The organism is Methylophaga sp. OBS1, assembly GCF_026319365.1.
In genome coordinates, this window is the sequence record NZ_JAPDMS010000001.1 from 855,307 (window position 1) to 878,734 (window position 23,428).

Genomic DNA, 23,428 nt, shown 5'->3' on the forward strand with positions numbered 1-23,428 from the left:
GGCTCAGATGAAATTGTCAGTGCAGTGTCTAACATTATAAAAAGGCAACAATATTAACTAACTGCTGAACTTCACTGACCAGTCTGGGGTTGGTAAATTTATGAACAGCACTTACCTTGGTTTGTAATGAACTGTAAAACCACAAAAAACTACATCAAACTAACAAGACCGTTTCAAGCAAGTTTTGGGTTAACGTTAATCGAGTTGATGACGGTTGTTGCCATCGTAGGTGTGATTGCGATGATAGCGGTTCCCAGCTATGAAAAGTATCGTCGTGATGTCAACAATCAGATTGCCGTGGGGTACTTACAAACTATACGAGGCAGTATTGAAAGATACTTTGTAGAAACAAATCGTTTCCCTGCTGGACTGGCGGATTTGGGAAATCTGCCTAATAATGGTGAAGACCCATGGGGGAATCAATTTGTTTACCTGAATATCGCAAATGCAGGTCCCGGGGTAATGGGGCAGGTTAGAAAAGACAGAAAGCTAAACCCCATCAATACTGAATATGACCTTTACAGTATGGGAGAAGATGGGGTGACTAAAAAACAGATTTCCAACAAAGACAGCCTCGATGACGTTATCCTGGCACGCGACGGTCAGTTCATCGGACTGGCCCGAGATTTTTAGCTTTCATGCTCACTCGGTCGCTCTTTACCCAGAACTCTGTTGCTAAACGCCTACTATGGGCTTTTGTACTTGCGGCCGTGATTCCTGTTTCGCTTCTCGGGATACTTTCATTTCATCAAGTCACAGAGGAGCTTGAGCAGAGTGCCTTTTCTGACTTGAGACAAAGCAGTAAAGAATATGCGTTGGGTTTGATAGCCAGAATTCAACTGGCCGAGACAGCATTACGTGTCCTACAAAGCAAAGTCAGTGCTTTACATAATGAGGGCCAAATCATTGATCCATACAGCACTGACAATACCTCAGAACTTTTCAGTCATATAGTTCACTACAGCAATGATATGGAGTGGTTTGTCAAAGGGCAGCCGACTCTCTTGCCCAGTCTCAATGCCCAAGACAAGGCTGTCTTGAACAGCGATGAGGTTGTTATCACAACCACTGATCAAAAAAATGGTACCGTCTCAATATGGGTCATTGTACCTCTTTCAGCGTCTCAAGACGGCTACCTGATGGGACGTTTTTTTCACGACTCAATATGGGAGAGGGAGCTACTAGGTGTGAATGAGTTGATGGTTTATGGGAAAAATGGTGAACTCTGGTTTACCACATTAGACGACACTCAACTCTCAGATCAAGTTGAGCAGCATATCCTGGAGCAGGTCAGTGGTTCTTTCAGGTGGTCAACTGCAGAAACACATCGGGAAGCTTACTTTGGTAGTTTCTGGCATGCTCCACTACGCAATATGTTTCACTCTCCTGAACCGGTAATTGTTTTACTCAAACCTGAAAAAGTGGCGCTATCAGCCAGTAGATACTTCAAGTCCATATATCCTCCCATCGTTGGTTTGGTCATTCTGATTATTCTCTATTTGATCACCAAGCTTATTACCCGCTATTTATCACCTCTAACAGAATTGCAGGTCGCAACAGAAAAGCTATCTCAGGGTGACTTTTCGTATGAGGTTGAAGTCGCAAGCCGAGATGAATTTTATTCTTTAGCCAATTCATTCAACAAAATGACTGATCAGCTTCGAAAGCAGTTTGAAGTTCAGGCGACCATGGCTGAAATTGACAGGCAGATTCTGTCTGCACGTGATGCCAACGAGGTGATAGAGGCGGCACTGGACAGACTGCTTCCTATTTTGAATGCCAGTATGATGGCAATCGCCACGCTTGAACCAAAGTCGCCGAAATTAGAAAAGCTGCATTACCGTATTTCCAGTAAGCCTATTGAAACTGTCGATAACCCCAGCGTTCTGTCTGATGAAGACTTGGAAAAATTAAAAGCACTGGGTGGACATTATGTAACTCTGTCTGCAGAAGAACTTCCACCATACTCCTACATCAGGAAGGTAATGAAATCCAAACCTTATTATTATCTGGTTATTCCTGTTGTAGTTGAACAAACACTGTCGGCGATAGTTGGGTTTGCATATCGTGACATGACCTCAATCAACGAAGAAGTAAAAAAAGTCGCCAGAAATTTTGGCGATAGGATAGCAGTCGCACTATCCAATGCTGCATGGGAAGACAAACTCTATAAACAAGCACACTATGACAGTCTTACAGGATTACCAAACAGAAGGGTTCTTCATGAAGGTCTAGGGCAGGTCATCGCTCGGGCACGTCGTGACAATTCGATTTTCGCCCTGTTTTTCATAGATTTGGACCGCTTCAAAAATATCAATGACTCATTGGGCCATGCCATGGGTGATAACTTGCTCATTGAGGTGGCGAAACGGTTGGTTGATAGCTCACGAACGACAGATCTTGTGGTCAGAATCAGTGGTGATGAGTTCGTTATCGTACTCACGGATACCGGGGACCAACATCACGCACTTCAAGACCTGGCAGCCGTTGCCGAAAAATTGCTAGCGGCTTTGTCTGAGCCTTTTTTCATTAATGATCAGATTCTCCATATCACAGCCAGTATCGGGATCGCGGTTTATCCGGATGATGCTGAGACTCCTGAAAGTATGTTGGAAAATGCAGATGCTGCAATGTATCACGCAAAAGCATCGGGCAGAGGGACTTTCAACTTTTATCAAGCTGAAATGACCTTGCTTGCTATCGAGAATATGGAGCTCGAACGGGCACTAAGAAATGCCATAAAAAATCATGAGTTGAGACTTTATCTTCAACCTAAATATGATGTCAATCAAGATGTAGTAGGCGCTGAGGCGCTGATAAGGTGGGAGCATTCAGAGCTCGGCTTGATTTCACCGGCTAAATTTATTCCAATAGCAGAACAGACACTGTTGGTAATAGATATTGGCTGTTGGGTGTTTGAACAGTGCTGTCTATTAATCAATCACTTAGTTGAAACAGGACTGCCCGTTGTTCCTATTGCTGTCAACCTGTCTGCTATTGAGTTTAATAGGGAAGACTTGATTACTAATCTTTCTCAAATTTTGGACAGAACCCAGACTGATCCCCACTATCTTGAATTAGAATTGACAGAGACAGTTGCTATTACAGATAAGGAAACCTGTATCCGACGCATGAAAGACATTCGGGAGTTAGGTTTGGATTTAACCATGGATGATTTCGGTACAGGATTCTCATCACTGTCTTATCTGCAAGATTTTCCACTAAATACGCTAAAAATCGATCAACAGTTTGTTCGTAATATAGAACAGGGACGAAAAAGCCAAGCTATCATCAAATCGATTATCGCTTTAGCACAAGGTCTTGAAATGCAAGTGATAGCTGAAGGCGTGGAAACGCCGGAACAATTAGATTTCTTGCTCAACAATGGTTGCAGGCTGTTTCAGGGCTTTTGGTTCAGCAGACCGATACCGGAAAAAGACTTTCTCGAATTACTAAAACAAGAAACACTGGATCTTTCATCTTTTGTATGAACCTTCTTAACTGTTAGATTTCTAACTTGCTGGCTCTTTTATTCTCAGCCGTACGGTTCCTTAACAAGGAGAATATATGCAAATCCAGGTAAATACGGATCACAATATCCATGGTGCAGTAGAACTGGCCGATTCAATTCGTGAAGAGTTACAGCGTAGCCTGAAGCGTTTTGATGAACATCTCACTCGGGTCGAGGTGCACATTAGCGATAAAAACAGCGATAAACGCGGCGGCGGTGATGATATCCGTTGTCTGATTGAAGCCAGACTGGAAAAACATCAACCCAATGTGGTCAGTCACGATGGGGCCAATGTCAAACAAGCCCTCACCGGCGCTGAAGACAAGCTGGTGCGTCAGTTGGATAAGATTATCGAGCGCCAGCGTAACCACTAGAACTTCACCAACACTACGAGGGGCAAGCGATGTGCTGCCCCTCAACTTCATCTGTTTCAACACCATACTGAACTCGCCAGAACCACATTCCGGGACAATCGGCTGTGGTCAGACGAGTTTGGCCCAATCTTAAAGCGTGGCTCAGCCACGCTTGTTTGTTTCTTATTCCACAGGAGGTTTATTTATGTCCAGCCCTGAGCATAAGAAAAAAATCTGGGAAATGATTAAAGACATCAAAGTTGGCATGTTAGTGACTCTGGACGAGGAAATGCCTCGTGCCAGGCCCATGCATCTTGTTCAGGGTGAGTATGATGGCACGCTCTGGTTTTATACCCGTCGCAGTGCCGAGAAAGTCTCGGAAACTGACAAGGACCATGATGTCTGCCTGACCTTTTCCGACCAGGAAGAGGGTGTTTACGTCTCGCTCTCAGGTAAAGCGAAACTGATTGATAATCAGGAACTGGTCGATAAGTACTGGAATCCTTTTATCGCCGCGTGGTTCCCCGAAGGCAAGGACGATCCTGAAGTCGCCTTGCTGGAAGTCAAGGTAGAAATGGGCGAACACTGGAAAGCGAAGGAAAGCAAAGCTTTTCAGCTCTATGAGTTTGCCAAAGCCAATATCAAAAACACCACGCCCGATATTGGCGAAAATGAAAAGTTTGGCGGTTAACACCATGTATCAATTTGCTGAACAGGGCATACGCTGCCACCGTTGAGAGATAATCGGGCAGGAGAATCCTGCCCGATTTTTTATGCATCGACGTCACGCAAAAAAGCCCAAACGGTGTCGCATTCCACCCAGTCCTATAAAACAACGATCAGATATAAAAAAGCCGGCAGCAAGGCCGGATTTTACAGTCAAAGGTTTAGTTTAGGAAAAAGCACAGCTTCCCTGCCGTGCGATCAATCGCTTATTCAGGGCTAAGGCGATAGATAGCACCTTCACCCATGACTGTATACAGGTCACCTTCAGGTCCCTGTGCGATGGCCCGGAAGCGACCCGGTTCCATCGGCAAAGTCATCTCGGTGACATCAACGAGCTTACCGTCATCGGAGACTTTAAGTAGATCGATACGGTTGCCTACCGGGGTACCACCGAAGCCAATCCCCATGAAACCGACGGCAAGGCGTCCTTCCCAGGCACCCCATTGATCACCTGTCAGGAAATCAGCAGTGCTGATACCTTGAGACAGCTGATTGTTCTGCCACAGCGGTTTAATCGCATTCGGATAGGTTTCAATATCCGTGATGGGCATGTACTCAGCACGTTTATCCGGGTCCATACCTTCTTTCTGGTTAGGCATGTAACCGCAGTAGTCATCCGGGCAGTCGCCACGACCCGCCATGTTAGGCTTCGGGTCCCAGCCACTGTTGCCACCGGCGACCAGCATATTCACCTCATCCGAGTGCCATGGGCCATGTTCAGTGACTACGGGCTGGCCGGTTTCCGGATGGAATGTCAGGCCCTGAACATTCCGATGACCATAGGTGTATATTCTGGGATCGTATTTGTCAGACAGGCCATTATCGGGTGCAGGGTTACCGTTGCGGTCAATCCGCAGCACTTTGCCGCCCAGGGATTGCGGGTCCTGTGGGATACGGCTGTTGTGGTTATCACCCGTGGGCACATAAAGAAAGGTATCGTTCGGACCGAAGCCAATTCGACCCCCGTTATGCGCACCGGCTTCACCGAAAGGGTGATCCGTCGGTTTTGGCTTGAAGGGTATAGCTTCAACAATATCGGTGCGATCCGATACTTTGGTGAAGTCTTTATTCAGTTTCAGGCGCAGCACCCGGTTGGTTGCTGGTGGCGTTTTGTCAGAGGCCGAATAGACATAGATGTAACGGTTATCCTCAAAATTCGGGTCGATTGCAACGCCGTTCATACCGGCCTGACCCTGACAGAAAAGATCTGTTTCCGTCGTGGCATAGTCTTTCGTGTCTTTCATACCCAACAGATGGTTCACTGACCCGTCAGGCATTCTGACTGACAGACCACGACATTTTTCGGTATATAACATCGTGCCGTCATCGAAAAAGGTGATATCCCAAGGGTTTTCAAGACCGGAAATCACCTCGGTCTGGCTGAGTTCGGACGCACCAGTATTTGCTGTGACCATGGCAGGTAAGCCAGCCAGAATGGCCGAGGCCACCATAATATTCGTCGTTCGTTTCGTAAGTTTGTGAGACATGTTCGCTTCTCCTTTGTTGGTGAGATGCTGTATGTACTCCACACACTGTCAAATGTGAGATTACAGAAAGGATCCGTTCTTTCTTTGTTGACCCTTACTGAAGCTGACGTCAAAACCCTGCAGATTGTTCCTTGCAGATTGGTACTAGCGGCGGCAGAAAACCGGATTGAACGAGAGTGGCTGGCAAACAAAAAAAACGTTCACCCAGGAGATGGGTGAACGGAGAAGCATGTGAATTACTTTCTTGGATCATCATCCGGGTTGATATAGGAAATATCCCATGGGCCTGTAGCAATGAGTTCGACTATCGTCTCTTCCTCATTTGTCCAGACATAATGAGCATGACCTGCGGGTAAGACAAAACTGTCTCCGACATTCAGAATCTCGCCTGATGCTTTATCAAATTTTTCACCCATGCCATTACCCAGACTGCCTTTCAGCACGGTAATCACCTCGGTGAAAGGATGTGTATGTGCCGGGATAGGGTAGTTCGCAGGGAATTTAAGCCAGGCAATAAAGACGCCGGGTTTAGATGGATCGCCCACTATCAGGGCGCTTTTAGCCCCATCCGGTAGTAAAGCTTCATCATTCCAGACGATTTCCTCTGCACGGAAAGACTGCATTTCATCTGCAGTCATCCGCTCGATCCTATCCTGGGCATAAAGCGGGGCGCTCAGTAACAGCAGAAGGGGAATTAATAGTCGTTTCATTGTCTTTCTCCAGTATGTTTTTATCTCGTCAGCGACTGCTTCGGATTGAACCAATCATTGCAGAAGCGAATGACACGGTAACTGGAGAAAAACATGAGATAGTCTGCGGAAAATGCTGATTGTGAGTCAGTATTTTTCTATGCATGTCTGTAACAGATGTACGTTGAAATCTGTAATGACAAAGGCTAATACAGTTCGCCAAACTGTTCCAGATAAGTGAGATAAACCCGCACATCAAACTCCAGCTGGTGATAGTTCGGTTCCATATGCGTGCAGAGCTTATAGAAAGCCTTGTTATGGTCTTTCTCTCTCAAATGCGCCAATTCATGCACCACAATCATGTTCAGAAATTCGGGTGGAGCGGTTTTAAATACTGAACCGATTCGCATTTCATTTTTGGCTTTGAGTTTGCTGCCCTGAACCCGTGAGACATAGGTGTGTAAACCCAGCGCCTGATGCAGCACATCCAGCTTGTCGTCATAGATCACTTTACTTAAAGGGCTGGATTGACGCAGGTACTGGTGCTTTAAATCTATCACATAGGCATACAGGGCTTTATTGGTTTTGATGTCGTGGGTATGCGGGTATTTCTTTAACAGAAACTGGCCGAGCGTTTCAGCAGCAATCGCTGATCTGACTTGATTTAGAACTTGTTCCGGGTAGCCTGTTAAATACTTTAATTGCATGTGTGAAATGGCTTTGCAGCCAGTGAGATGACAGAGTCATCAGACTATACCGCAGCGATAATATCGTCGCCGGATTTTTGTCATATCACTTTCGATACGCTTATGGCATGATAGCCATTCTAGCTCACTTTCCGTGAGCCACTTCCTTATCTAACTGTTTACACTTGCCAACCTCGGCGGGTGAAAGTACGCGTTGGAGTTACGCATTATGAAAGCATTACAACCCGAAATCGTTCTATCAGAACTGGATGTGAAACGTATTGAACGGATTCTGTCCACGCTGTCATCGACTGAACTTGAAAAACTGATGACACTGGAAGACGAACTGGAAAGAGGCCATGTCGTTGAACCTGCCGCCGTCCCCGGCAATGTCGTGACGATGAACTCCACGGTGAAGTTTAGTGTGTCATCATCACAGCAAACATTTTGTCTGACGTTGGTTTATCCCAAGGATATGACCGACGACGGAAAAACCATCTCTATTCTCGCTCCGGCGGGCAGCGCCATGCTGGGTTTGCTGGAAGGCGATGAAATTGAGTGGCCGACACCGGATGGCAAAGCCATGAAAGTGAAAGTGGAAGAGATCCTTTATCAGCCGGAAAGAGCCGGGGAATTCCATCTCTGAGCGAGACAGTCTAGACACAAAAAGCCGACGCAAAGTCGGCTTTTTTAATCGATTGAGCTCGATATCAATAATGCGGATTCAATATTTAGGGTATGCGCGTCTTCACGTGACATGGCTTGCCAGCTTAATTAAACACCGCATAAAAATACGGTAAACAGTTCAGTGACTACGTAGTTTGATATGTTAAGGCTAGTCTGAAATAAACACTTCATCGCCAACTTTTATCATGCCTTCAGTATCTGTCTGTGAATATACGCCCAAGTTCTGAGCAGCATCTTTGACTATTGTTCTAAGCAGAGCGGTGTCTTGTTCGAGATCCTGTTGCTTCTTGGTTACAGCGCCACAGCGTGGCGTTGAACTTTCACAACTGACGACACTTTTTCCAATCAAGATTTTCTTCCCCAACCAGTCCTGCTCAACCAAGCCCTCAATGTCTGGCAAGGTTTCAATAACGATGTTTGGTCTGAAGCGCTCAATACGCCAGTCAGCAGAAGGGTTCAATTTTTTCAAATGTGAGATTGTTGATGTGGTCACAATATGAAAAGGCATGACTAAAAAGAAAGTGCCTGGGATAGTGATGTAGTCCACCAGAACATCACTCAAGTTATCCAGATCAGGTAACGGCTCGCCAGGCTCTCTTTCAAAGGTCGCTTTAAGCTCTTCAAGCCATTGAACCTGATCTTTTTTGTATCGCCTGAAGAAGTCCTGATTATCAACCGAGCCCAGATATTCCAGCGTGGATTCATGACCGACAAGTTCAGATAAAACCGACTCGATTTCAGGATCTTGGGTACTGATTACAGTCCCATCGGGCATAAAAATATCTACCTCGTGGCGCTGTGATGGGGGCCCGGATTGTTGTTTAAATTGTGCTTTGCATCTGAGTAAATCTGGTCTCATCTTACAGCTCTGAATCTCTCCGCGTTTGGTGTCACGCAGGGCCCAGACTCTATCTCCAGTCAGTCCTTTCATGCCCAAGTGACATTCACTGACTTTTTGGCCCCCCATACCTTTAACCGGATATTTCCAAATCTCTCTGATAGTGCCGACTTTTTTCATGTTTCTTTTCACATTTTTGGGTCAAATAGGAATTGATACTGGATGTGCTCATCAGCGTTGTCTGGCAGTAGACAAACAAGCTCAACACAGGGTGATCATGGATGTCAGTAGAAAAGCATCGAAATGATTCACTGAGCCAAAAGTACACGCCACCCTTTATCCTGCATGCAATAGGCGAGGCCCAGCGTGACTTCGCTGTAGTTCTCATTTGCAGAGTGAGGCTCTGAGAGTGTTTGCAGACAATCAGCGCCATCTCGCTTGAGCTCATCGGCGCCTGCCCCGGCTTTCCACCATGAATTAACTTTGATCATGTCTGTGGGGTTCTGAGGCTCAACTTCTGCTGTTACCTCAGTTGATTCATCTGTAAGGGCTGCCTCTGTACTGTCAGCAAATGGATCATTAGAGGCTTTTTTATAACTGGTGGATATCGGATTAAGTATTTTTCTGGACTTGAGTGAATGGCCTAATAGGGGGGCATCGTTATCTAAATCAACCACGACCCAGCCATTTTCTCTTAAACATTCACCCAGGGCCTCTTCAGTCAGGCTTTGCTTTTTACAGAGCGACTTTTGATCTTCTAATTCATCAACGCCAGCGCCTCTTTTGTAGCTGAACTCGCCGCCACAGGCTGACAGAAGTGTAAAAATAATAACCAGAGGTATCGATTCCAAGGCCTTGATTTTAATACATGATTTCATTCCCTATGCGCTCCCTTAAATAACCTGACTAATCACAGATTACATTAAGCAAGCTGAGTTTTTTCTACGCAGTTTGACGTATTCCTGCATCGCGCTGCTGAACCTAACATTGCCCCTGAAGCAATTTCCAAACGCAATTGTTTTTTCGACATCTCACAGGGGCAAACAGATGAAAACACACTTCAAGTCACTTACCTACGCTGTAGCATTAGGCAGTGTCGCCATGACCGCGCCATTATCGTCACAGGCAGCAGGCACAATCACTTTCGGCGAAGATCAGTACGTCAGCGTCGGCTTTGGATTTATCGGTAGTTATAACAGCACGGAAGATGCCGCCAATGACGGCAGTGATTCAAATGACTTTACCTTGAATCATGGACGGCTGTATTTAGCCGGTGCGTTGAACAAGTACATCAAAGGCATGCTCAATACCGAAAAGTCAGGCGGTAATGACAACTTTCAGGTTATTGATGCCGTGGGTATTTTTGAGCTGACGCCTGAATTTTCAATCTGGGCAGGTCGTTTCCTGTCTCCAAGCAGCCGCGCCAATATGGCAGGCCCATTCTTTACATCAGGCGATGGCTACTGGGCTGATATCACTGCACGTTACGGCTGGAATGGTGGTGTGATTGGTCGTGATGACGGTGTGGCTATTGTCGGTACCGCGCTGGATCAACGCCTGGCCTATTCTTTTGGTGCCTTTGAAGGCAAAGACCTGTTTCGATTCTCTGTCGGTGCCGATGGCAGTGGCCTTGAGAGCACCAGCAATCCTGATCAAGACGATGACCTGATGTACGCGGGTCGCCTGCAATACAGCTTCTGGGATAAAGAGCCGGGTTACTACGGCACCGGTAATTACCTGGGTAAAAAAGACATCTTCACCATTGGTGTCGCTGCCCGTGAAAAGGGCGATGGGTCAGCATCTACAACCGAAGTCGGTGATTATTCCCAATGGACTGTTGACTTGTTGCTCGAGAAAAAACTGGCAGCGGGGGCAGTGTCTCTTGAGGCAGCTTACTTCGACTATGACACCGACGACGTTTTCCTGACCGAACAGGGCGAGGCTTACTACGCCAGCCTCGGCTATATCTTCAATGAAAAAGTGGGCTGGGGCCAGTTCATGCCATTTGCCCGTTACCAAAGCTTCGATCGCGATAGTGGTAGCGAAATTGAAAGAACAGACTTCGGTGTGAACTACATCATTGACGGTTACAACGCCTCAGTGACGGCCGTTTATAAAGACCTTGAAATTGAAGGTGACGATGACGCCGATATTTTCGATGTGTCGGTTCAGTTGCAATTTTAATTATTGAAATCAAACGCTTTTCTTCAACACAGGAGCGATAGATGAAAACCTTAGTGAAGTTAGATTTAGATAAAAAGCCATGGGAACAGGATGGTCAGATTCACAACCGATGGCATCCAGACCTGCCGATGATCGCCATGGTCAAACCCGGGGACGAGTTTCGTGTCGAGTGCATGGATTGGACTGGCGGCCAAATTGGAAACAATGATAGTGCCGACGACATTCGTGATGTGGAACTGGAGCAGGTCCATTATTTGAGTGGACCAATTGGTGTCGAAGGCGCAGAACCGGGTGATTTGATGGTGGTAGACATCCTGGATGTCGGCACCTTTGAAGATCAGCAATGGGGTTTTAATGCGCTGTTTGCACGTGAAAATGGCGGCGGTTTTCTGACCGACCACTACCCGGAAGCACGTAAGTCCATCTGGGACTTCCACGGCATTTACACCACCTCACGGCACGTTCCCAATGTTCGTTTCGCTGGCATCATGCATCCGGGATTGATTGGCTGCCTGCCCTCCAAGGAAATGCTGGAAACATGGAATAAGCGTGAGGGCGAGTTAATTGCGACTGACCCGAATGCTGTGCCGCCATTAGCATGCCCCCCCACAGAGCAAGCTGCAGTGATGGGTAAGCTCAAAGGAGATGCAGCTGCTGCCGCGGCAAAAGAAGGCGCCAGAACCGTACCGCCTCGTGAGCATGGTGGTAACTGCGATATCAAGAACTTAACCAAGGGTTCAAGAATTTACTTCCCTGTCTATGTTAAGGACGGCGGGCTCTCAATGGGTGACCTTCACTTCTCTCAAGGTGATGGTGAAATCACATTTTGTGGCGCGATTGAAATGGCCGGTTACCTGGACATCAAAGTCAATCTGATTAAAGGCGGCGTGAAGAAATATGGCATCAAGAATCCGTTATTCCAACCAAGCGTTGTCGAGCCTAAATACAGCAACTACCTGATATTCGAGGGTATTTCTGTCGATGAACAGGGTAAGCAACACTACATGGACGTCAATGTAGCCTACAAACAAGCCTGTTTGAATGCCATTGAGTACATGAAGAAGTTTGGTTACACCGGTGAACAGGCCTTATCGATACTCGGTACGGCGCCTGTGGAAGGGCATATCAGCGGTATCGTCGATATTCCGAATGCCTGCGCCACGCTGTGGCTGCCGACGGAAATCTTTGAGTTCGACATGCTGCCCAGCCCCGACGGTCCTGTGGAGTTTGTCACGCCCGGCACCGACATGAGTAAAACCTCTTAGGGGCTAATGAAATGCCTTTATACGACTATCGCTGTGACTCATGTGGTTCATTCTCTGCCATGCAAAAAATGAGTCAATCCTCAGCTCCTGCTGTTTGCCCCGCCTGTGGCGCCATGGCTGACCGAATTATCTCGGCACCACGCCTGGCTCTGATGGACCGGGGCACAAGAACAGCCATGGAGCGTAACGAAGCATCGGCCCATGCTCCTCGGCATGCAAGGCGCTCAAGCTGTGGCTGTAGTGGAACGCATACCTGTTCCACTACAGCCAGGGCTTCTGCAAAGCAGCAAACTGAGAAGCCCGGCCTACAGATGCAAACCAAGAAAACAGCAAGACCCTGGATGCTTGGGCATTGAGCATCAATTCGATTTTTTCAACTGGAGAAAGAAGATGAAAATATTTAACCGAAGAACCTTTTTAGGCAAAACAGGTGCCCTGTTGGGTGCCATGATGGCTGCGGGTGTCATGAGTAGCTCGGTCGTTGCTGACGAAGTGAATACCACAGGTCTGGCCGTGACCGATGACACCGTCAAAGTCGGTATCCTGCACTCACTGACCGGGACCATGGCCATCAGTGAAACAGGCGCACAGGAAGCTGAAAAACTCGCTATCAAACAAATCAATGAGAGTGGCGGTATCCTAGGTCGCCAGATTGAGATTATCCAGGAAGATGGTGCCAGTGACTGGCCAACTTTCGCGGAGAAATCCAGAAAGCTGCTGGTTCAGGACAAAGTGGCCGCGGTGTTTGGTTGCTGGACATCAGCATCACGCAAGGCTGCTCTGCCGGTTTTCGAGCAAGAGAATGGCCTGTTGTACTACCCAACATTCTATGAAGGCCTGGAACAATCGCATAACGTGATTTACACCGGTCAAGAAGCAACACAGCAGATCCTCGCAGGTCTCGACTGGGTCGCTGAAGAGAAAGGTGCCAAGACGTTTTATCTGATTGGTTCAGATTACATCTGGCCACGCACCTCCATGAAAATTGCCCGCAAGCACATTGAAAATGTATTGGGTGGCAAAGTGGTTGGTGAGGAATACAAGCCACTGGGTGATACTCAGTTTGGCTCTGTTATCAACAAGATCCGCCTGAAAAAGCCTGACGTTATCTTCGCTGCCGTTGTGGGTGGTTCCAATGTGGCCTGGTTCAAACAATTGAACGCTGCCGGTATCACCGCGGATAAGCAAACACTGCTGACCATTTCCGTAACGGAAGATGAAGTATTGGGCATTGGTGGTGAAAACCTGGAAGGCTTTTATTCAGTCATGAAGTACTTCCAGAGCCTGGATAATCCCAACAATGAAGCGTTTGTGAAAGCCTTCAAAGAGATGCATGGTGCCGATAGTGTGATTGGTGACGTGACTCAGGCTGCTTACCTTGGTCCATGGCTTTGGAAAGCGGCTGTTGAGGAAGCCGGTAGTTTCGATGTCGATAAAGTAGTGGCTGTCTCCGAGAAAGGGGAAATTGCACTGGATACAGCGCCAGAAGGCTACGTCAGACTTCACCCTAATCATCACCTGTGGAGTTACACCCGCGTGGGTAAATGGAAGAAAGACGGTCAGGCTGAAGTGGTTTATGAGTCGCCTGAGCTGATTGAACCCAACCCATTCCCAGAAGGTTATCAATAGACATCTGTCTGCGTTGGCAGGCTGCCTGGCAGCCTGCCTTCCTTCTCACAATTATCTTGAATCCTGATTTTATTGACTAATCCCTTGGAGTAAGAATTATGGGTGAGTACTCAATACAAGAATTGACATCAATTCTCGCCATGCAAGGTTTTGCCGGAATCAGTCTATTTAGTGTTTTATTGCTAATGGCACTGGGGCTGGCCATTATTTTTGGACAGATGGGTGTCATCAATATGGCCCATGGTGAGTTCATGGCTATTGGTGCTTATACCACCTATATGCTCTCCAAAATGACAGAGACATACTTTCCGGAGTTAATGTCTTACTACTTCATATTCGCCATATTTGCCTCTTTCATCGTGGCTGGCATCGTCGGTTACTTTGTTGAGTTCCTGCTGATAAGACACTTGTACAAGCGACCCTTGGACACCTTGCTTGCCACCTGGGGCCTGAGTCTTATCATGCAGCAAATGTTCCGGTCACTGTTTGGTGCCCGCGAAGTCAGTCCAACCTTACCGGACTGGTTGATGGGCTCCTATACACCGACAGAAACCATTTTTATCCCTATCAACGGCATGTTTGTACTTGGACTGACAACCCTGGTGACACTGGGGGTATTCATCCTGATGTATCGCTCTTCCTGGGGCCTCAATGTCCGTGCTACCACACAAAACCGAATGATGAGTGGTGCTGTAGGCATTAATACAAAGAGAACAGATCGTCTCACTTTTGCACTGGGTTGCGGCATTGCGGGGATCGCAGGCGCAGCTTTCACGACGATCGCTTCAACCGGTCCAACGATAGGCTCTCTCTATATCGTGGACACATTCATGGTTGTGGTGTTCGGTGGCGCTGCCAGTCTCTTTGGCACTATCGCATCCGCATTTACTATCGCCCAGGCGCAATCCATTCTTGAGTTCTTCATCAGCGGCTCTATGGCCAAAGTGCTGACACTGTTGACGCTTGTCATCATTCTGATGCTTCGCCCTGAAGGCCTGTTCTCAGCGAAAGTTCGCAAGTAATAAAGGGGATAAAGATGAACTTTTTCTTGCAAAGATTTTTGGGTGGGCGTGAAGGGGCTATCAGCGTCGCTATTCTCGCCATTTTGATTCTTATTGTCCTGCCGTTGAGTCTGGATCTTTTCAGGCTCAACCTGGTAGGTAAATATCTCACTTATGCCTTTGCGGCATTGAGCTTGGTCCTGCTGTGGGGGTACGGCGGTATTCTCAGTCTGGGCCAGGGGGTGTTTTTTGGTCTGGGTGGCTATGCCATGGCCATGTTCCTCAAACTTGAGGCTTCCGATCCGGAAAGTACCAAGATACAGTCAACCCCGGGTATTCCTGACTTTATGGACTGGAATCAGTTAACCGAACTGCCCTGGTTCTGGGTGCCGTTTGAGCATTTGTGGGTCGCCATTCTGGCAATCTTTATCGTGCCGGCGGTGTTTGCTTATCTGATTGGTTACTCCATGTTTAAACGCCGCGTCGGTGGTGTTTATTTCGCGATTATCACACAGGTCATTGCACTCATTCTGACCATTTTGATTGTGGGACAGCAGGGTTATACCGGTGGCATCAATGGTATTACCGACTTGAAAACCTTAAACGGCTGGGATATCAGAACCGATTCCGCCAAGTACACACTGTATTTCATCAATGCGATCCTGCTCCTGGCCGTGATCTGTCTGAGCAAATTCATTCTGACCAGTAAGTTCGGTCGGCTATTGCTGGCTATGAAGGACAAGGAAGATCGTGTTCGCTTCTCCGNTTNTGNNGTTTCCAGCTTCAANATCTTCATCTTCTGTGTCGCTGCCGTTATNTCTGCCATCGGTGGCGCGATGTTCACGCTCCAGGTTGGCTTCATGTCACCGTCTTTTGTGGGCATCGTACCGTCGATTGAAATGGTTATTTTTGCTGCTGTCGGCGGCCGGATGTCTCTGGTCGGCGTCGTCTACGGCACGCTGCTTATCAACGCCGGTAAAACCGCCTTTTCAGAGACCTTCCCCGAACTTTGGCTTTTCCTGATGGGCGGTTTGTTCATCGCTGTCGTGCTGTTTTTCCCTAATGGCCTGGCTGGTATCTATGACAAGTATTTCAAAAACCTGCCGGTTGTCAGAAAGCTGATGTCTTTAGGCAAAAAAGCGGGTGACAGCCACAAGCCAAATAATAAATTACAAGGAGCTGCCAAATGAGTACTGAAACTGACTTCTTGTTGGCCATCGAAGATTTGACCGTCTCCTTTGATGGTTTCAGGGCGGTTGACTCATTAAATATGTACATCGATAAGAATGAGTTACGCGTCATCATTGGGCCAAATGGAGCGGGTAAAACCACATTGCTCGACCTGATATGCGGCAAGACAAAAGCCAGTTCGGGGACCATTAAGTTCAAAAGCCAGGAGCTGACCAAAAAGGCAGAACATGAAATTGTCAGAACAGGCGTGGGCAGAAAATTCCAGACCCCATCCATTTATGAAACGCTGACCGTTTATGAAAATCTTGAGGTTTCTTACCCGGAGGGACGCTCGGTCTTTGGGAGCCTGTTCTTCGAATCAAATGAAGCGGTCAGGGAGACCGTGCTGCGAGTCGCCGGGGAAATCCAGTTACTGGATGAACTGGAGACCGAGGCGGCGGTATTAAGTCACGGACAAAAACAGTGGCTTGAAATCGGTATGTTACTGATGCAGGACCCGGAGCTGCTGATGCTGGATGAGCCCGTTGCCGGCATGAGTGCCAAAGAGCGCGATGAAACTGCCGAGTTGTTGAATCAGATCTGTAAAAACCGCTCCGTTATTGTCATCGAGCATGATATGGAATTCGTGAAGAAGATTGCCCGCAAAGTCACGGTGCTGCACCAGGGACAGATTCTTGCTGAAGGCGATATGGATAAAGTTCAAAACGACGAAAAAGTTATTGAAGTTTACCTCGGCCACTAATATCACTGGAGATTCAATCATGTTTGAAGTTGAAAAATTGCATGTTAGCTATGGCCAGAGTGAAGTGGTTCATGGCGTGAGTTTTACCGCCCAGAAAAATGAGACCGTTGCGATCATGGGGCGAAATGGCATGGGGAAAACCACCCTGTTCAAATCGCTGATGGGGATTTTACCGAGCCAATCAGACAAAGTGATTGTGGATGGGCAGGATGTCAGTCAAGCGGAAAGCTATCAACGGGTCGCCAGTGGGCTGGCATATGTGCCTCAAGGACGGATGATCTTTCCCAACCTGACCGTTAAGGAAAATATTGAGACTGGGCTTGGCGTATCCAAACAGAAAACCATTCCAGAAGATATTTTTGATCTTTTTCCCGTCCTGCATGAAATGCGGCATAGAAAAGGGGGTAATTTATCTGGCGGACAACAACAGCAACTGGCGATTGCCAGAGCCCTGGTGACCAACCCGAAGGTATTACTGCTGGACGAGCCCACGGAAGGTATACAACCCTCCATCATCAAGGATATTGCCAAAGTTTTAAATGAAATCAGACAAATGCGCGATATTACTATCGTCGTTTCCGAGCAGGTGCTCAGTTTCACCATGGAGATAGCCGATCGGATTATGGTCATCGACAAAGGCAAGCTTATTCATGAAGACCACCGGGATAATGTCGATGCAGATAAGATAAAGCAGTACCTGACTGTCTAGTCAATCACTGGACTGCCAGGGACGGCAGACTGGTCTGTTAAACCACAACGGTATTGGTGAGACTAACTTTGAACTGTGCCAGGGACAAAAAGACTGCACTTTCCTACATGAATGGCTGGAACGCATCGCTGAAGCTGGAGTTTGCCTATCGCTCTCCGTTTACGCGTTTGATAAAACGACAGCACCAGGGGCCGTTGGTTTTTCAAAAAGTGCTCTATCCGGAAGGACAGGACACGGCTCACGGATTAATTGTCCATCCTCCCGGCGGTGTAGCTGGAGGGGACAGTCTTGATATCAGCTTTCAGCTCAATGACGAGTCACAGGTTTTACTCACAACCCCGGGAGCGACCAAGTGGTACAAATCGCTGGGAAGACGAGCCAAACAATCCATTCATATTCAGCAAGGTCAAGAAACAGTCCTGGAATGGTTACCCCAGGAAAATATTGTATTCGATGGTGCTGATGCTGATATTTCAACCACAGTAGCGCTGAGTGGTAATGCCATTTTTTCGACGTGGGAAATCACCTGTCTGGGCCGGAAAGCCAGTGGTGAATCCTGGCAAAACGGTCGCCTGAAGCAATGTACCGAGGTTTTCCGGGATGAAAAGCTTATCTGGTACGACAGTGTGGTTCTGAGGCCTGATAGCCCCGTACTTTCATCCGTGTCGGGCCTGCGTGACAGGCTTGTTTTCGGCAATATGATTTTGGCGGCGAGTGAGCTACCCCAGGACTTGATCAAGGCTTGTCGCGAGGTCGCATTGAGTTCCGAGGCGTTATATGGGGTATCAGCCTTGCCGGACATTTTTACCGCTCGATATATAGGGGACTGTGCCCAGGAAGCCAGGCAGTACTTCGAGGCAATCTGGTCCTGTTTGCGTCCCTGGTATGCCGCAAAAAATGCCGTTCGTCCCAGAATATGGGCAACGTGACTTCATCATCACTGAGGTTGAAGAAATATGGAATTAACTCCCAGAGAAAAAGACAAGTTACTCATTTTCACGGCGGCACTCCTGGCTGAAAGACGCTTGCATAAGGGACTCAAGCTGAACTATCCGGAGGCTGTCGCCTTTATTTCAGCTGCGATCATGGAAGGTGCCAGAGAAGGGCGAAGTGTCAGTGAGCTGATGGGATATGGGGCAACCTTACTGACCCGTGATGAGGTGATGGAAGGCATCCCGGAAATGATCCCGGAGATCCAGGTCGAGGCGACCTTTCCCGATGGGACCAAGCTCATCACTGTTCACCACCCAATTGTTTGAGGAAACTATGATGATTCCCGGTGAAATACATTGTGCAGAAGGCGATATCGAACTCAATACCGACCGTGAGACACGACAGGTCGATGTCGCTAATGTTGGTGACAGGCCGGTTCAGGTTGGCTCGCATTATCACTTCTATGAAGTGAATGAGGCGCTGAGCTTTGACCGAGACAAGGCTTATGGCTTTCGACTCAATATTACAGCGGGCACAGCGGTCCGATTCGAGCCCGGCCAGATGCGAACCGTAGAGTTAGTCAGTCTGTCCGGAAACCGAATTGTGTATGGCTTTGCCGGCAAAATCATGGGGTCCTTGAAATGAGTGTCAAAATAGATCGTCAGGCCTATGCTGAAATGTTTGGTCCGACAACAGGCGATAAGGTCAGGCTTGCAGACACCGAGCTATGGGTGGAAGTGGAACAGGACTTCACTAGCTATGGTGAAGAAGTGAAGTTCGGGGGCGGTAAAGTCATCCGTGATGGTATGGGCCAATCTCAACTGACTTCGATCGATGTGGCTGATACTGTCATTACCAACGCGCTCATTATTGATGCCATTACAGGTGTGATTAAGGCGGATGTCGGCATTAAAGATGGTTATATCAGTAGTGTGGGTAAAGCGGGGAACCCGGATATTCAGCCTGGGGTTACAATCCCGATCGGGGCAGGGACGGAAATCATTGCCGGAGAGGGGATGATACTCACGGCGGGGGGCATTGATAGTCATATTCATTGGATCTGTCCACAACAAATCGAAGAGGCACTGACTTCCGGCATCACGACGATGCTTGGTGGTGGCACAGGGCCTGCTACGGGCACCTTTGCCACGACCTGCACGCCGGGCCCCTGGCATATTCACAGAATGCTGGAGGCGGCAGAGGCCTTTCCGATGAACCTGGGGTTCTTCGGTAAAGGGAATGTGTCACTACCGGAGGCGGCGGAAGAGCAGGTCAGCGCCGGAGCTATCGGGCTCAAGCTGCATGAAGACTGGGGCACAACCCCAGCGGCTATCGATAACTGTCTGAGTGTTGCCGAGGCCATGGATATTCAAGTGGCAATCCATACGGATACATTGAATGAGTCAGGCTTTGTCGAGACCACGCTGGACGCTTTCAAGGGCAGGACCATACATACTTTCCATACCGAAGGTGCCGGTGGCGGCCATGCGCCGGATATCATCAAAGCCATCAGTTCGCCCAACGTGCTGCCATCCTCTACCAATCCTACCCGGCCATTCACAGTGAATACGCTGGATGAACACCTCGACATGCTGATGGTGTGTCACCACCTGGATTCGTCAATAGCCGAAGATGTCGCCTTTGCCGAATCCCGTATTCGTCGTGAAACCATCGCTGCCGAGGATATTCTGCATGACACCGGGGCATTTTCAATGATGTCCTCTGATTCGCAAGCAATGGGACGTGTGGGTGAGGTCATCATGCGCACCTGGCAGACGGCCCACAAAATGAAGGTGCAACGAGGGCCCCTGGAAGAGGATAAAAGTCGAGGTCAGGGCGAGAGCGATAACTTCCGTGTCAGAAGGTACATCGCAAAATACACGATCAACCCGGCGATAACGCATGGTATCTCACAGATTGTTGGTTCCATTCAGTCTGGTAAGTTCGCTGACCTGGTACTCTGGCGACCGGCATTTTTTGGCGTTAAACCCACACTGATTCTGAAGGGCGGCACCATCGTCTCCGCTACCATGGGGGATCCCAATGCCTCAATTCCGACCCCGCAGCCTGTTCACTACCGTCCCATGTTCGGCAGCTTCGGTAAATCAGTTACAAATAATTCATTAACTTTTGTTTCTCAGGCTGCAATGCGAAACCCCGAGCTGCGAATGCTGGAGCTGAACAAGATGCTGGTCGCCGTCAAAAACTGCCGGAATGTGACAAAAAAGGATATGGTACTGAATGACGCAACACCGCGGATTGAGGTTGACCCAGAGACCTATCAGGTGCTGGCCGATGGTGAGCTCTTGATGTGTGAGCCTGCTGAAGTCCTGCCTATGGCCCAACGCTATTTTTTATTTTAGGTAGTTAATCATGCTGGAAATTAGTGAGAAATTATCTCATCACCATGAAACGATGACCGATCTCAGTGTGGCACTGAGTTATGACGCCAGGAAGAAAAGCCGGATCAGAGTGGCGTTGAGCAATGGGGAAGAGGCGGCGATTTTCATGCCCAGGGGATCAATATTACGCGGTGGAGACATACTGGTAGCCAGTGACGGACGAAAAATTACGGTGATTGCGGCGGATCAGGCAGTCAGTAGAGTGACTGCAAAAACCGCTCAGGCATTAACGAGGGCTGCTTACCATCTCGGTAATCGTCATGTACCTCTGCAGATAGAAGCGAGCTGGTTGATCTTCGAGCAGGATGCCGTGCTCAAAGACATGTTACTGGGATTGGGCGATATCGAGGTTGAAGATTTAGATGCCCCCTTTGAGCCTGAGGCGGGTGCCTATGGTGGTGGACATCATCACGGGCATGATCACTGATGGAGAATAGATTTGCTTTTTCCCGTTTACTGCAATTAGCCAGTCCAACACTGCCAATAGGGGCATATAGCTACTCTCAGGGTCTGGAGTGGGCCATTGAGTCCGGTGACGTTGCTTCGCCGGAGCAGGCACAAAACTGGATGGCCGAGGTAATGAATAATTATCTGGGTGTGTTTGATTTGCCCGTCATCAAGCGTCTTTATGAAGCCTGGCAGGCAGTGAACGAAGCGCAAATTCATCATTGGGATGCAAGATACACAGCCGGGCGTGATACAGCAGAGACGCTGCTGGAATCAAGGCAAATGGGGTATTCTCTACTCACACTGCAAAAAGCGTTGTCTACGCTATCCGAAGAAAGATTAGCCATCGCTGAGCGCATCAGCGAACCGGCTTTTCCAACACTTTATGCTGCCGTTGCTGTGAGTTGGGAAATTCCCGTGAAAGACTGTCTGCATGCCTATTTATGGTCATGGCTGGAGAACCAGGTCAGTGTGGCGATGAAAACGATTCCGCTAGGGCAGGTTGCAGGCCAGCGAATGCTGGGAGAGGTGTCTCTGTTGATACCGTCTACTGTTGAGTCATCCCTGTGTCTTGACGAGGATGACATATCAAACTTTTCTCCGGCATTGACGATCGCCAGTTGTCGTCACGAAACGCAGTACACACGGCTTTTTAGATCCTGATGCAATGATTAAGAGAACAACCATGAAAGAACCTTTAAGAGTTGGTATAGGCGGTCCTGTCGGTTCAGGTAAAACGGCATTAACACTGGCTTTGTGCCGACGTCTACGCGATGTCTATAACATCGCCGTGGTCACGAATGATATCTATACGCGTGAAGATGCTGAATTTCTTACCCGGAATGAAGCGCTCTCGGCTGATCGGATTATTGGTGTCGAAACGGGGGGCTGTCCCCACACAGCGATACGAGAGGATGCCTCCATGAACCTGGAAGCCGTGGCACAGCTCAGTAAGCGGTTTGATCCCCTGGATATCGTTTTCATAGAAAGTGGCGGCGACAATCTGGCAGCGACTTTCAGCCCGGAACTCTCGGACTTGACCTTGTATGTGATTGACGTCTCTGCCGGTGAGAAAATTCCGAGAAAAGGGGGGCCGGGGATTACCAAGTCTGACTTACTTATCATTAACAAGACTGACCTGGCACCCCTGGTTGGCGCGTCGTTGGAGGTGATGGACCGGGACGCCAAAAAGATGCGCGCTGACCGACCCTTCTATTTTACCAATCTGAAGGATGAAGAAGGGCTTGACGAGATTATTGCTTTTATCGAAAAGCAGGGCTTGATGCTCAATTAATACAACACTAACAGGAGGTTCGGATGAAACGCGCTTATTTAACAGCATTATTTTTTCTATTGGTCCCACTCACTTCAATGGCCCATCCGGGACATGACACGAGCACTTTTATGAGTGGCTATCTGCATCCTTTGACAGGGATTGATCATTTATTAGTGATATTGGCGGTGGGTTTTTGGGCTGCCCGAACATCCAGACAAATGTGGCAACTACCGTCTATCTTCATCGGCTTTATGTTGATTGGACTGCTGTTTGGCGCCGGTCTCCAGAGTGCCGTTTTTGTCGAGTGGGGAATACTGGCAAGTTTATTCACGATGGCCGTCGTTCTTATGCTCGCCAGTGACGTCAACAACATGGTGAAATATGGATTAACCAGCCTGTTTGCCCTGTTCCATGGCATGGCGCATGGCAATGAATTAGTGCTTGCAGACAATGCACTCGCAGTGATCGCCGGTATGCTGCTGTCATCCTCACTGCTTATTGTTATGGGTGTATACTTTGGTAAGCGCCAGGGTCGGGTTGGTGCTTACTTCAGAAACATTATCGTTTCTTGTTTAACGTTTACTGGCGCACTGTTCCTGCTCAGTTAACAAAGCAATGCTGCTTACGCCCTGTCGCGTCTCATCCGAAGCGTCGGCAAGGTAACTACGTAAA

26 protein-coding genes are annotated in these 23,428 nt (G+C 48.2%); 21 read left to right on the plus strand and 5 right to left on the minus strand.

All coding sequences use genetic code 11. The features are described 5' to 3' along the window. The first annotated feature begins 126 nt into the window (after positions 1 to 126). The 4 genes from OMQ46_RS04130 to OMQ46_RS04145 all read left to right on the plus strand — a co-directional run bounded on the left by OMQ46_RS04130 (position 127) and on the right by OMQ46_RS04145 (position 4,555). Positions 127 to 633 carry a prepilin-type N-terminal cleavage/methylation domain-containing protein gene (locus OMQ46_RS04130; RefSeq protein ID WP_266235596.1) on the plus strand — a complete coding sequence of 169 codons (507 nt, stop codon included), beginning with the start codon at positions 127 to 129 and terminating at the stop codon, positions 631 to 633. A 5-nt stretch (positions 634 to 638) separates the two neighbouring features. After that, entirely contained in the window at positions 639 to 3,491 is a 2,853-nt protein-coding gene (locus OMQ46_RS04135; RefSeq protein ID WP_266235594.1) for an EAL domain-containing protein, read from the plus strand. Between the two features lie 76 nt (positions 3,492 to 3,567). Beyond that, entirely contained in the window at positions 3,568 to 3,885 is a 318-nt protein-coding gene (locus OMQ46_RS04140) for an HPF/RaiA family ribosome-associated protein (RefSeq protein ID WP_266235593.1), read from the plus strand. Positions 3,886 to 4,069: 184 nt separating this feature from the next. Beyond that, the gene (locus OMQ46_RS04145; RefSeq protein ID WP_266235592.1) at positions 4,070 to 4,555 is read left to right on the plus strand and encodes a pyridoxamine 5'-phosphate oxidase family protein; all 486 of its coding nucleotides are present in this window, start codon (positions 4,070 to 4,072) and stop codon (positions 4,553 to 4,555) included. Between the two features lie 241 nt (positions 4,556 to 4,796). On the opposite strand, the gene OMQ46_RS04150 is transcribed toward OMQ46_RS04145, so the two are convergent. The 3 genes from OMQ46_RS04150 to OMQ46_RS04160 all read right to left on the minus strand — a co-directional run bounded on the left by OMQ46_RS04150 (position 4,797) and on the right by OMQ46_RS04160 (position 7,473). Further along, the gene (locus tag OMQ46_RS04150; protein ID WP_266235590.1) at positions 4,797 to 6,077 is read right to left on the minus strand and encodes a PQQ-dependent sugar dehydrogenase; all 1,281 of its coding nucleotides are present in this window, start codon (positions 6,075 to 6,077) and stop codon (positions 4,797 to 4,799) included. A 236-nt stretch (positions 6,078 to 6,313) separates the two neighbouring features. Continuing rightward, the gene (locus tag OMQ46_RS04155) at positions 6,314 to 6,787 is read right to left on the minus strand and encodes a cupin domain-containing protein (RefSeq protein WP_266235588.1); all 474 of its coding nucleotides are present in this window, start codon (positions 6,785 to 6,787) and stop codon (positions 6,314 to 6,316) included. 185 nt (positions 6,788 to 6,972) lie between these two features. Beyond that, positions 6,973 to 7,473, minus strand: a complete 501-nt coding sequence (locus OMQ46_RS04160; protein WP_266235586.1) for a YgjP-like metallopeptidase domain-containing protein — start codon at positions 7,471 to 7,473, stop codon at positions 6,973 to 6,975. A 208-nt stretch (positions 7,474 to 7,681) separates the two neighbouring features. On the opposite strand from OMQ46_RS04160, the gene rnk reads away from it, so the two are divergent. After that, a complete protein-coding gene (gene rnk, locus OMQ46_RS04165; protein ID WP_266235585.1) occupies positions 7,682 to 8,098 on the plus strand; it encodes a nucleoside diphosphate kinase regulator in 417 nt (138 codons plus the stop codon). A gap of 189 nt (positions 8,099 to 8,287) precedes the next feature. On the opposite strand, the gene OMQ46_RS04170 is transcribed toward rnk, so the two are convergent. Continuing rightward, positions 8,288 to 9,157 (minus strand): MOSC domain-containing protein, encoded by an 870-nt coding sequence (locus OMQ46_RS04170; protein ID WP_266235583.1) that lies wholly within the window; start codon positions 9,155 to 9,157, stop codon positions 8,288 to 8,290. Positions 9,158 to 9,285: 128 nt separating this feature from the next. Then, on the minus strand, positions 9,286 to 9,855 hold the full coding sequence (locus OMQ46_RS04175) for a hypothetical protein (RefSeq protein WP_266235581.1): 570 nt from the start codon (positions 9,853 to 9,855) through the stop codon (positions 9,286 to 9,288). A gap of 169 nt (positions 9,856 to 10,024) precedes the next feature. On the opposite strand from OMQ46_RS04175, the gene OMQ46_RS04180 reads away from it, so the two are divergent. From OMQ46_RS04180 to OMQ46_RS04255, 16 genes are all read left to right on the plus strand, one after another. Then, entirely contained in the window at positions 10,025 to 11,161 is a 1,137-nt protein-coding gene (locus tag OMQ46_RS04180; RefSeq protein ID WP_266235579.1) for a porin, read from the plus strand. Between the two features lie 41 nt (positions 11,162 to 11,202). Beyond that, positions 11,203 to 12,426 (plus strand): formamidase, encoded by a 1,224-nt coding sequence (fmdA, locus tag OMQ46_RS04185; RefSeq protein WP_266235578.1) that lies wholly within the window; start codon positions 11,203 to 11,205, stop codon positions 12,424 to 12,426. Positions 12,427 to 12,437: 11 nt separating this feature from the next. Continuing rightward, entirely contained in the window at positions 12,438 to 12,782 is a 345-nt protein-coding gene (locus OMQ46_RS04190) for an FmdB family zinc ribbon protein (RefSeq protein ID WP_266235576.1), read from the plus strand. A gap of 34 nt (positions 12,783 to 12,816) precedes the next feature. Further along, positions 12,817 to 14,055: an urea ABC transporter substrate-binding protein gene (gene urtA / locus OMQ46_RS04195; RefSeq protein WP_266235575.1), complete on the plus strand. Its 1,239-nt coding sequence runs from the start codon at positions 12,817 to 12,819 to the stop codon at positions 14,053 to 14,055. A 98-nt stretch (positions 14,056 to 14,153) separates the two neighbouring features. After that, a complete protein-coding gene (urtB, locus tag OMQ46_RS04200; protein ID WP_266235573.1) occupies positions 14,154 to 15,077 on the plus strand; it encodes an urea ABC transporter permease subunit UrtB in 924 nt (307 codons plus the stop codon). 26 nt (positions 15,078 to 15,103) lie between these two features. Beyond that, positions 15,104 to 16,246: an urea ABC transporter permease subunit UrtC gene (gene urtC / locus OMQ46_RS04205; protein WP_266235870.1), complete on the plus strand. Its 1,143-nt coding sequence runs from the start codon at positions 15,104 to 15,106 to the stop codon at positions 16,244 to 16,246. Then, positions 16,243 to 16,989: an urea ABC transporter ATP-binding protein UrtD gene (gene urtD / locus OMQ46_RS04210; RefSeq protein WP_266235570.1), complete on the plus strand. Its 747-nt coding sequence runs from the start codon at positions 16,243 to 16,245 to the stop codon at positions 16,987 to 16,989. The genes urtC and urtD overlap by 4 nt, the downstream gene beginning before the upstream one ends. Positions 16,990 to 17,008: 19 nt before the next feature. Further along, positions 17,009 to 17,698, plus strand: coding sequence for an urea ABC transporter ATP-binding subunit UrtE (gene urtE, locus OMQ46_RS04215; protein WP_266235568.1), 690 nt, complete (start codon positions 17,009 to 17,011; stop codon positions 17,696 to 17,698). Positions 17,699 to 17,805: 107 nt separating this feature from the next. Continuing rightward, positions 17,806 to 18,627 (plus strand): urease accessory protein UreD, encoded by an 822-nt coding sequence (locus OMQ46_RS04220; RefSeq protein WP_266235567.1) that lies wholly within the window; start codon positions 17,806 to 17,808, stop codon positions 18,625 to 18,627. 27 nt (positions 18,628 to 18,654) lie between these two features. After that, positions 18,655 to 18,957, plus strand: a complete 303-nt coding sequence (gene ureA / locus OMQ46_RS04225) for an urease subunit gamma (RefSeq protein ID WP_266235565.1) — start codon at positions 18,655 to 18,657, stop codon at positions 18,955 to 18,957. A 10-nt stretch (positions 18,958 to 18,967) separates the two neighbouring features. Next, positions 18,968 to 19,276, plus strand: coding sequence for an urease subunit beta (locus OMQ46_RS04230; RefSeq protein WP_266235934.1), 309 nt, complete (start codon positions 18,968 to 18,970; stop codon positions 19,274 to 19,276). Continuing rightward, a complete protein-coding gene (ureC, locus tag OMQ46_RS04235) occupies positions 19,273 to 20,994 on the plus strand; it encodes an urease subunit alpha (protein WP_266235563.1) in 1,722 nt (573 codons plus the stop codon). Before OMQ46_RS04230 ends, ureC begins: the two co-directional genes overlap by 4 nt. Before the next feature lie 10 nt (positions 20,995 to 21,004). Next, complete coding sequence (gene ureE, locus OMQ46_RS04240) at positions 21,005 to 21,460, plus strand: urease accessory protein UreE (protein ID WP_266235561.1); 456 nt, start codon at positions 21,005 to 21,007, stop codon at positions 21,458 to 21,460. After that, complete coding sequence (locus OMQ46_RS04245; RefSeq protein ID WP_266235559.1) at positions 21,460 to 22,143, plus strand: urease accessory protein UreF; 684 nt, start codon at positions 21,460 to 21,462, stop codon at positions 22,141 to 22,143. The genes ureE and OMQ46_RS04245 overlap by 1 nt, the downstream gene beginning before the upstream one ends. Before the next feature lie 22 nt (positions 22,144 to 22,165). Continuing rightward, positions 22,166 to 22,774: an urease accessory protein UreG gene (gene ureG, locus OMQ46_RS04250; RefSeq protein ID WP_266235557.1), complete on the plus strand. Its 609-nt coding sequence runs from the start codon at positions 22,166 to 22,168 to the stop codon at positions 22,772 to 22,774. A gap of 23 nt (positions 22,775 to 22,797) precedes the next feature. Beyond that, positions 22,798 to 23,364 carry a HupE/UreJ family protein gene (locus tag OMQ46_RS04255; RefSeq protein WP_266235555.1) on the plus strand — a complete coding sequence of 189 codons (567 nt, stop codon included), beginning with the start codon at positions 22,798 to 22,800 and terminating at the stop codon, positions 23,362 to 23,364. Positions 23,365 to 23,428: the final 64 nt, after the last annotated feature.

Bases quoted from the DNA above. Each gene is read 5' to 3' on its own strand.
- OMQ46_RS04140 (WP_266235593.1), top strand. From the start codon at position 3,568: ATGCAAATCCAGGTAAATACGGATCACAATATCCATGGTGCAGTAGAA.
- OMQ46_RS04155 (WP_266235588.1), bottom strand. From the start codon at position 6,787: ATGAAACGACTATTAATTCCCCTTCTGCTGTTACTGAGCGCCCCGCTT.
- OMQ46_RS04255 (WP_266235555.1), top strand. From the start codon at position 22,798: ATGAAACGCGCTTATTTAACAGCATTATTTTTTCTATTGGTCCCACTC.
- ureG (WP_266235557.1), top strand. From the start codon at position 22,166: ATGAAAGAACCTTTAAGAGTTGGTATAGGCGGTCCTGTCGGTTCAGGT.
- OMQ46_RS04170 (WP_266235583.1), bottom strand. From the start codon at position 9,157: ATGAAAAAAGTCGGCACTATCAGAGAGATTTGGAAATATCCGGTTAAA.
- fmdA (WP_266235578.1), top strand. From the start codon at position 11,203: ATGAAAACCTTAGTGAAGTTAGATTTAGATAAAAAGCCATGGGAACAG.
- OMQ46_RS04220 (WP_266235567.1), top strand. From the start codon at position 17,806: ATGAATGGCTGGAACGCATCGCTGAAGCTGGAGTTTGCCTATCGCTCT.
- ureA (WP_266235565.1), top strand. From the start codon at position 18,655: ATGGAATTAACTCCCAGAGAAAAAGACAAGTTACTCATTTTCACGGCG.
- rnk (WP_266235585.1), top strand. From the start codon at position 7,682: ATGAAAGCATTACAACCCGAAATCGTTCTATCAGAACTGGATGTGAAA.
- OMQ46_RS04245 (WP_266235559.1), top strand. From the start codon at position 21,460: ATGGAGAATAGATTTGCTTTTTCCCGTTTACTGCAATTAGCCAGTCCA.
- urtA (WP_266235575.1), top strand. From the start codon at position 12,817: ATGAAAATATTTAACCGAAGAACCTTTTTAGGCAAAACAGGTGCCCTG.
- urtD (WP_266235570.1), top strand. From the start codon at position 16,243: ATGAGTACTGAAACTGACTTCTTGTTGGCCATCGAAGATTTGACCGTC.
- urtB (WP_266235573.1), top strand. From the start codon at position 14,154: ATGGGTGAGTACTCAATACAAGAATTGACATCAATTCTCGCCATGCAA.
- OMQ46_RS04160 (WP_266235586.1), bottom strand. From the start codon at position 7,473: ATGCAATTAAAGTATTTAACAGGCTACCCGGAACAAGTTCTAAATCAA.
- ureC (WP_266235563.1), top strand. From the start codon at position 19,273: ATGAGTGTCAAAATAGATCGTCAGGCCTATGCTGAAATGTTTGGTCCG.
- OMQ46_RS04130 (WP_266235596.1), top strand. From the start codon at position 127: ATGAACTGTAAAACCACAAAAAACTACATCAAACTAACAAGACCGTTT.
- ureE (WP_266235561.1), top strand. From the start codon at position 21,005: ATGCTGGAAATTAGTGAGAAATTATCTCATCACCATGAAACGATGACC.
- OMQ46_RS04135 (WP_266235594.1), top strand. From the start codon at position 639: ATGCTCACTCGGTCGCTCTTTACCCAGAACTCTGTTGCTAAACGCCTA.
- OMQ46_RS04150 (WP_266235590.1), bottom strand. From the start codon at position 6,077: ATGTCTCACAAACTTACGAAACGAACGACGAATATTATGGTGGCCTCG.
- OMQ46_RS04190 (WP_266235576.1), top strand. From the start codon at position 12,438: ATGCCTTTATACGACTATCGCTGTGACTCATGTGGTTCATTCTCTGCC.
- OMQ46_RS04145 (WP_266235592.1), top strand. From the start codon at position 4,070: ATGTCCAGCCCTGAGCATAAGAAAAAAATCTGGGAAATGATTAAAGAC.
- OMQ46_RS04180 (WP_266235579.1), top strand. From the start codon at position 10,025: ATGAAAACACACTTCAAGTCACTTACCTACGCTGTAGCATTAGGCAGT.
- OMQ46_RS04175 (WP_266235581.1), bottom strand. From the start codon at position 9,855: ATGAAATCATGTATTAAAATCAAGGCCTTGGAATCGATACCTCTGGTT.
- OMQ46_RS04230 (WP_266235934.1), top strand. From the start codon at position 18,968: ATGATTCCCGGTGAAATACATTGTGCAGAAGGCGATATCGAACTCAAT.
- urtE (WP_266235568.1), top strand. From the start codon at position 17,009: ATGTTTGAAGTTGAAAAATTGCATGTTAGCTATGGCCAGAGTGAAGTG.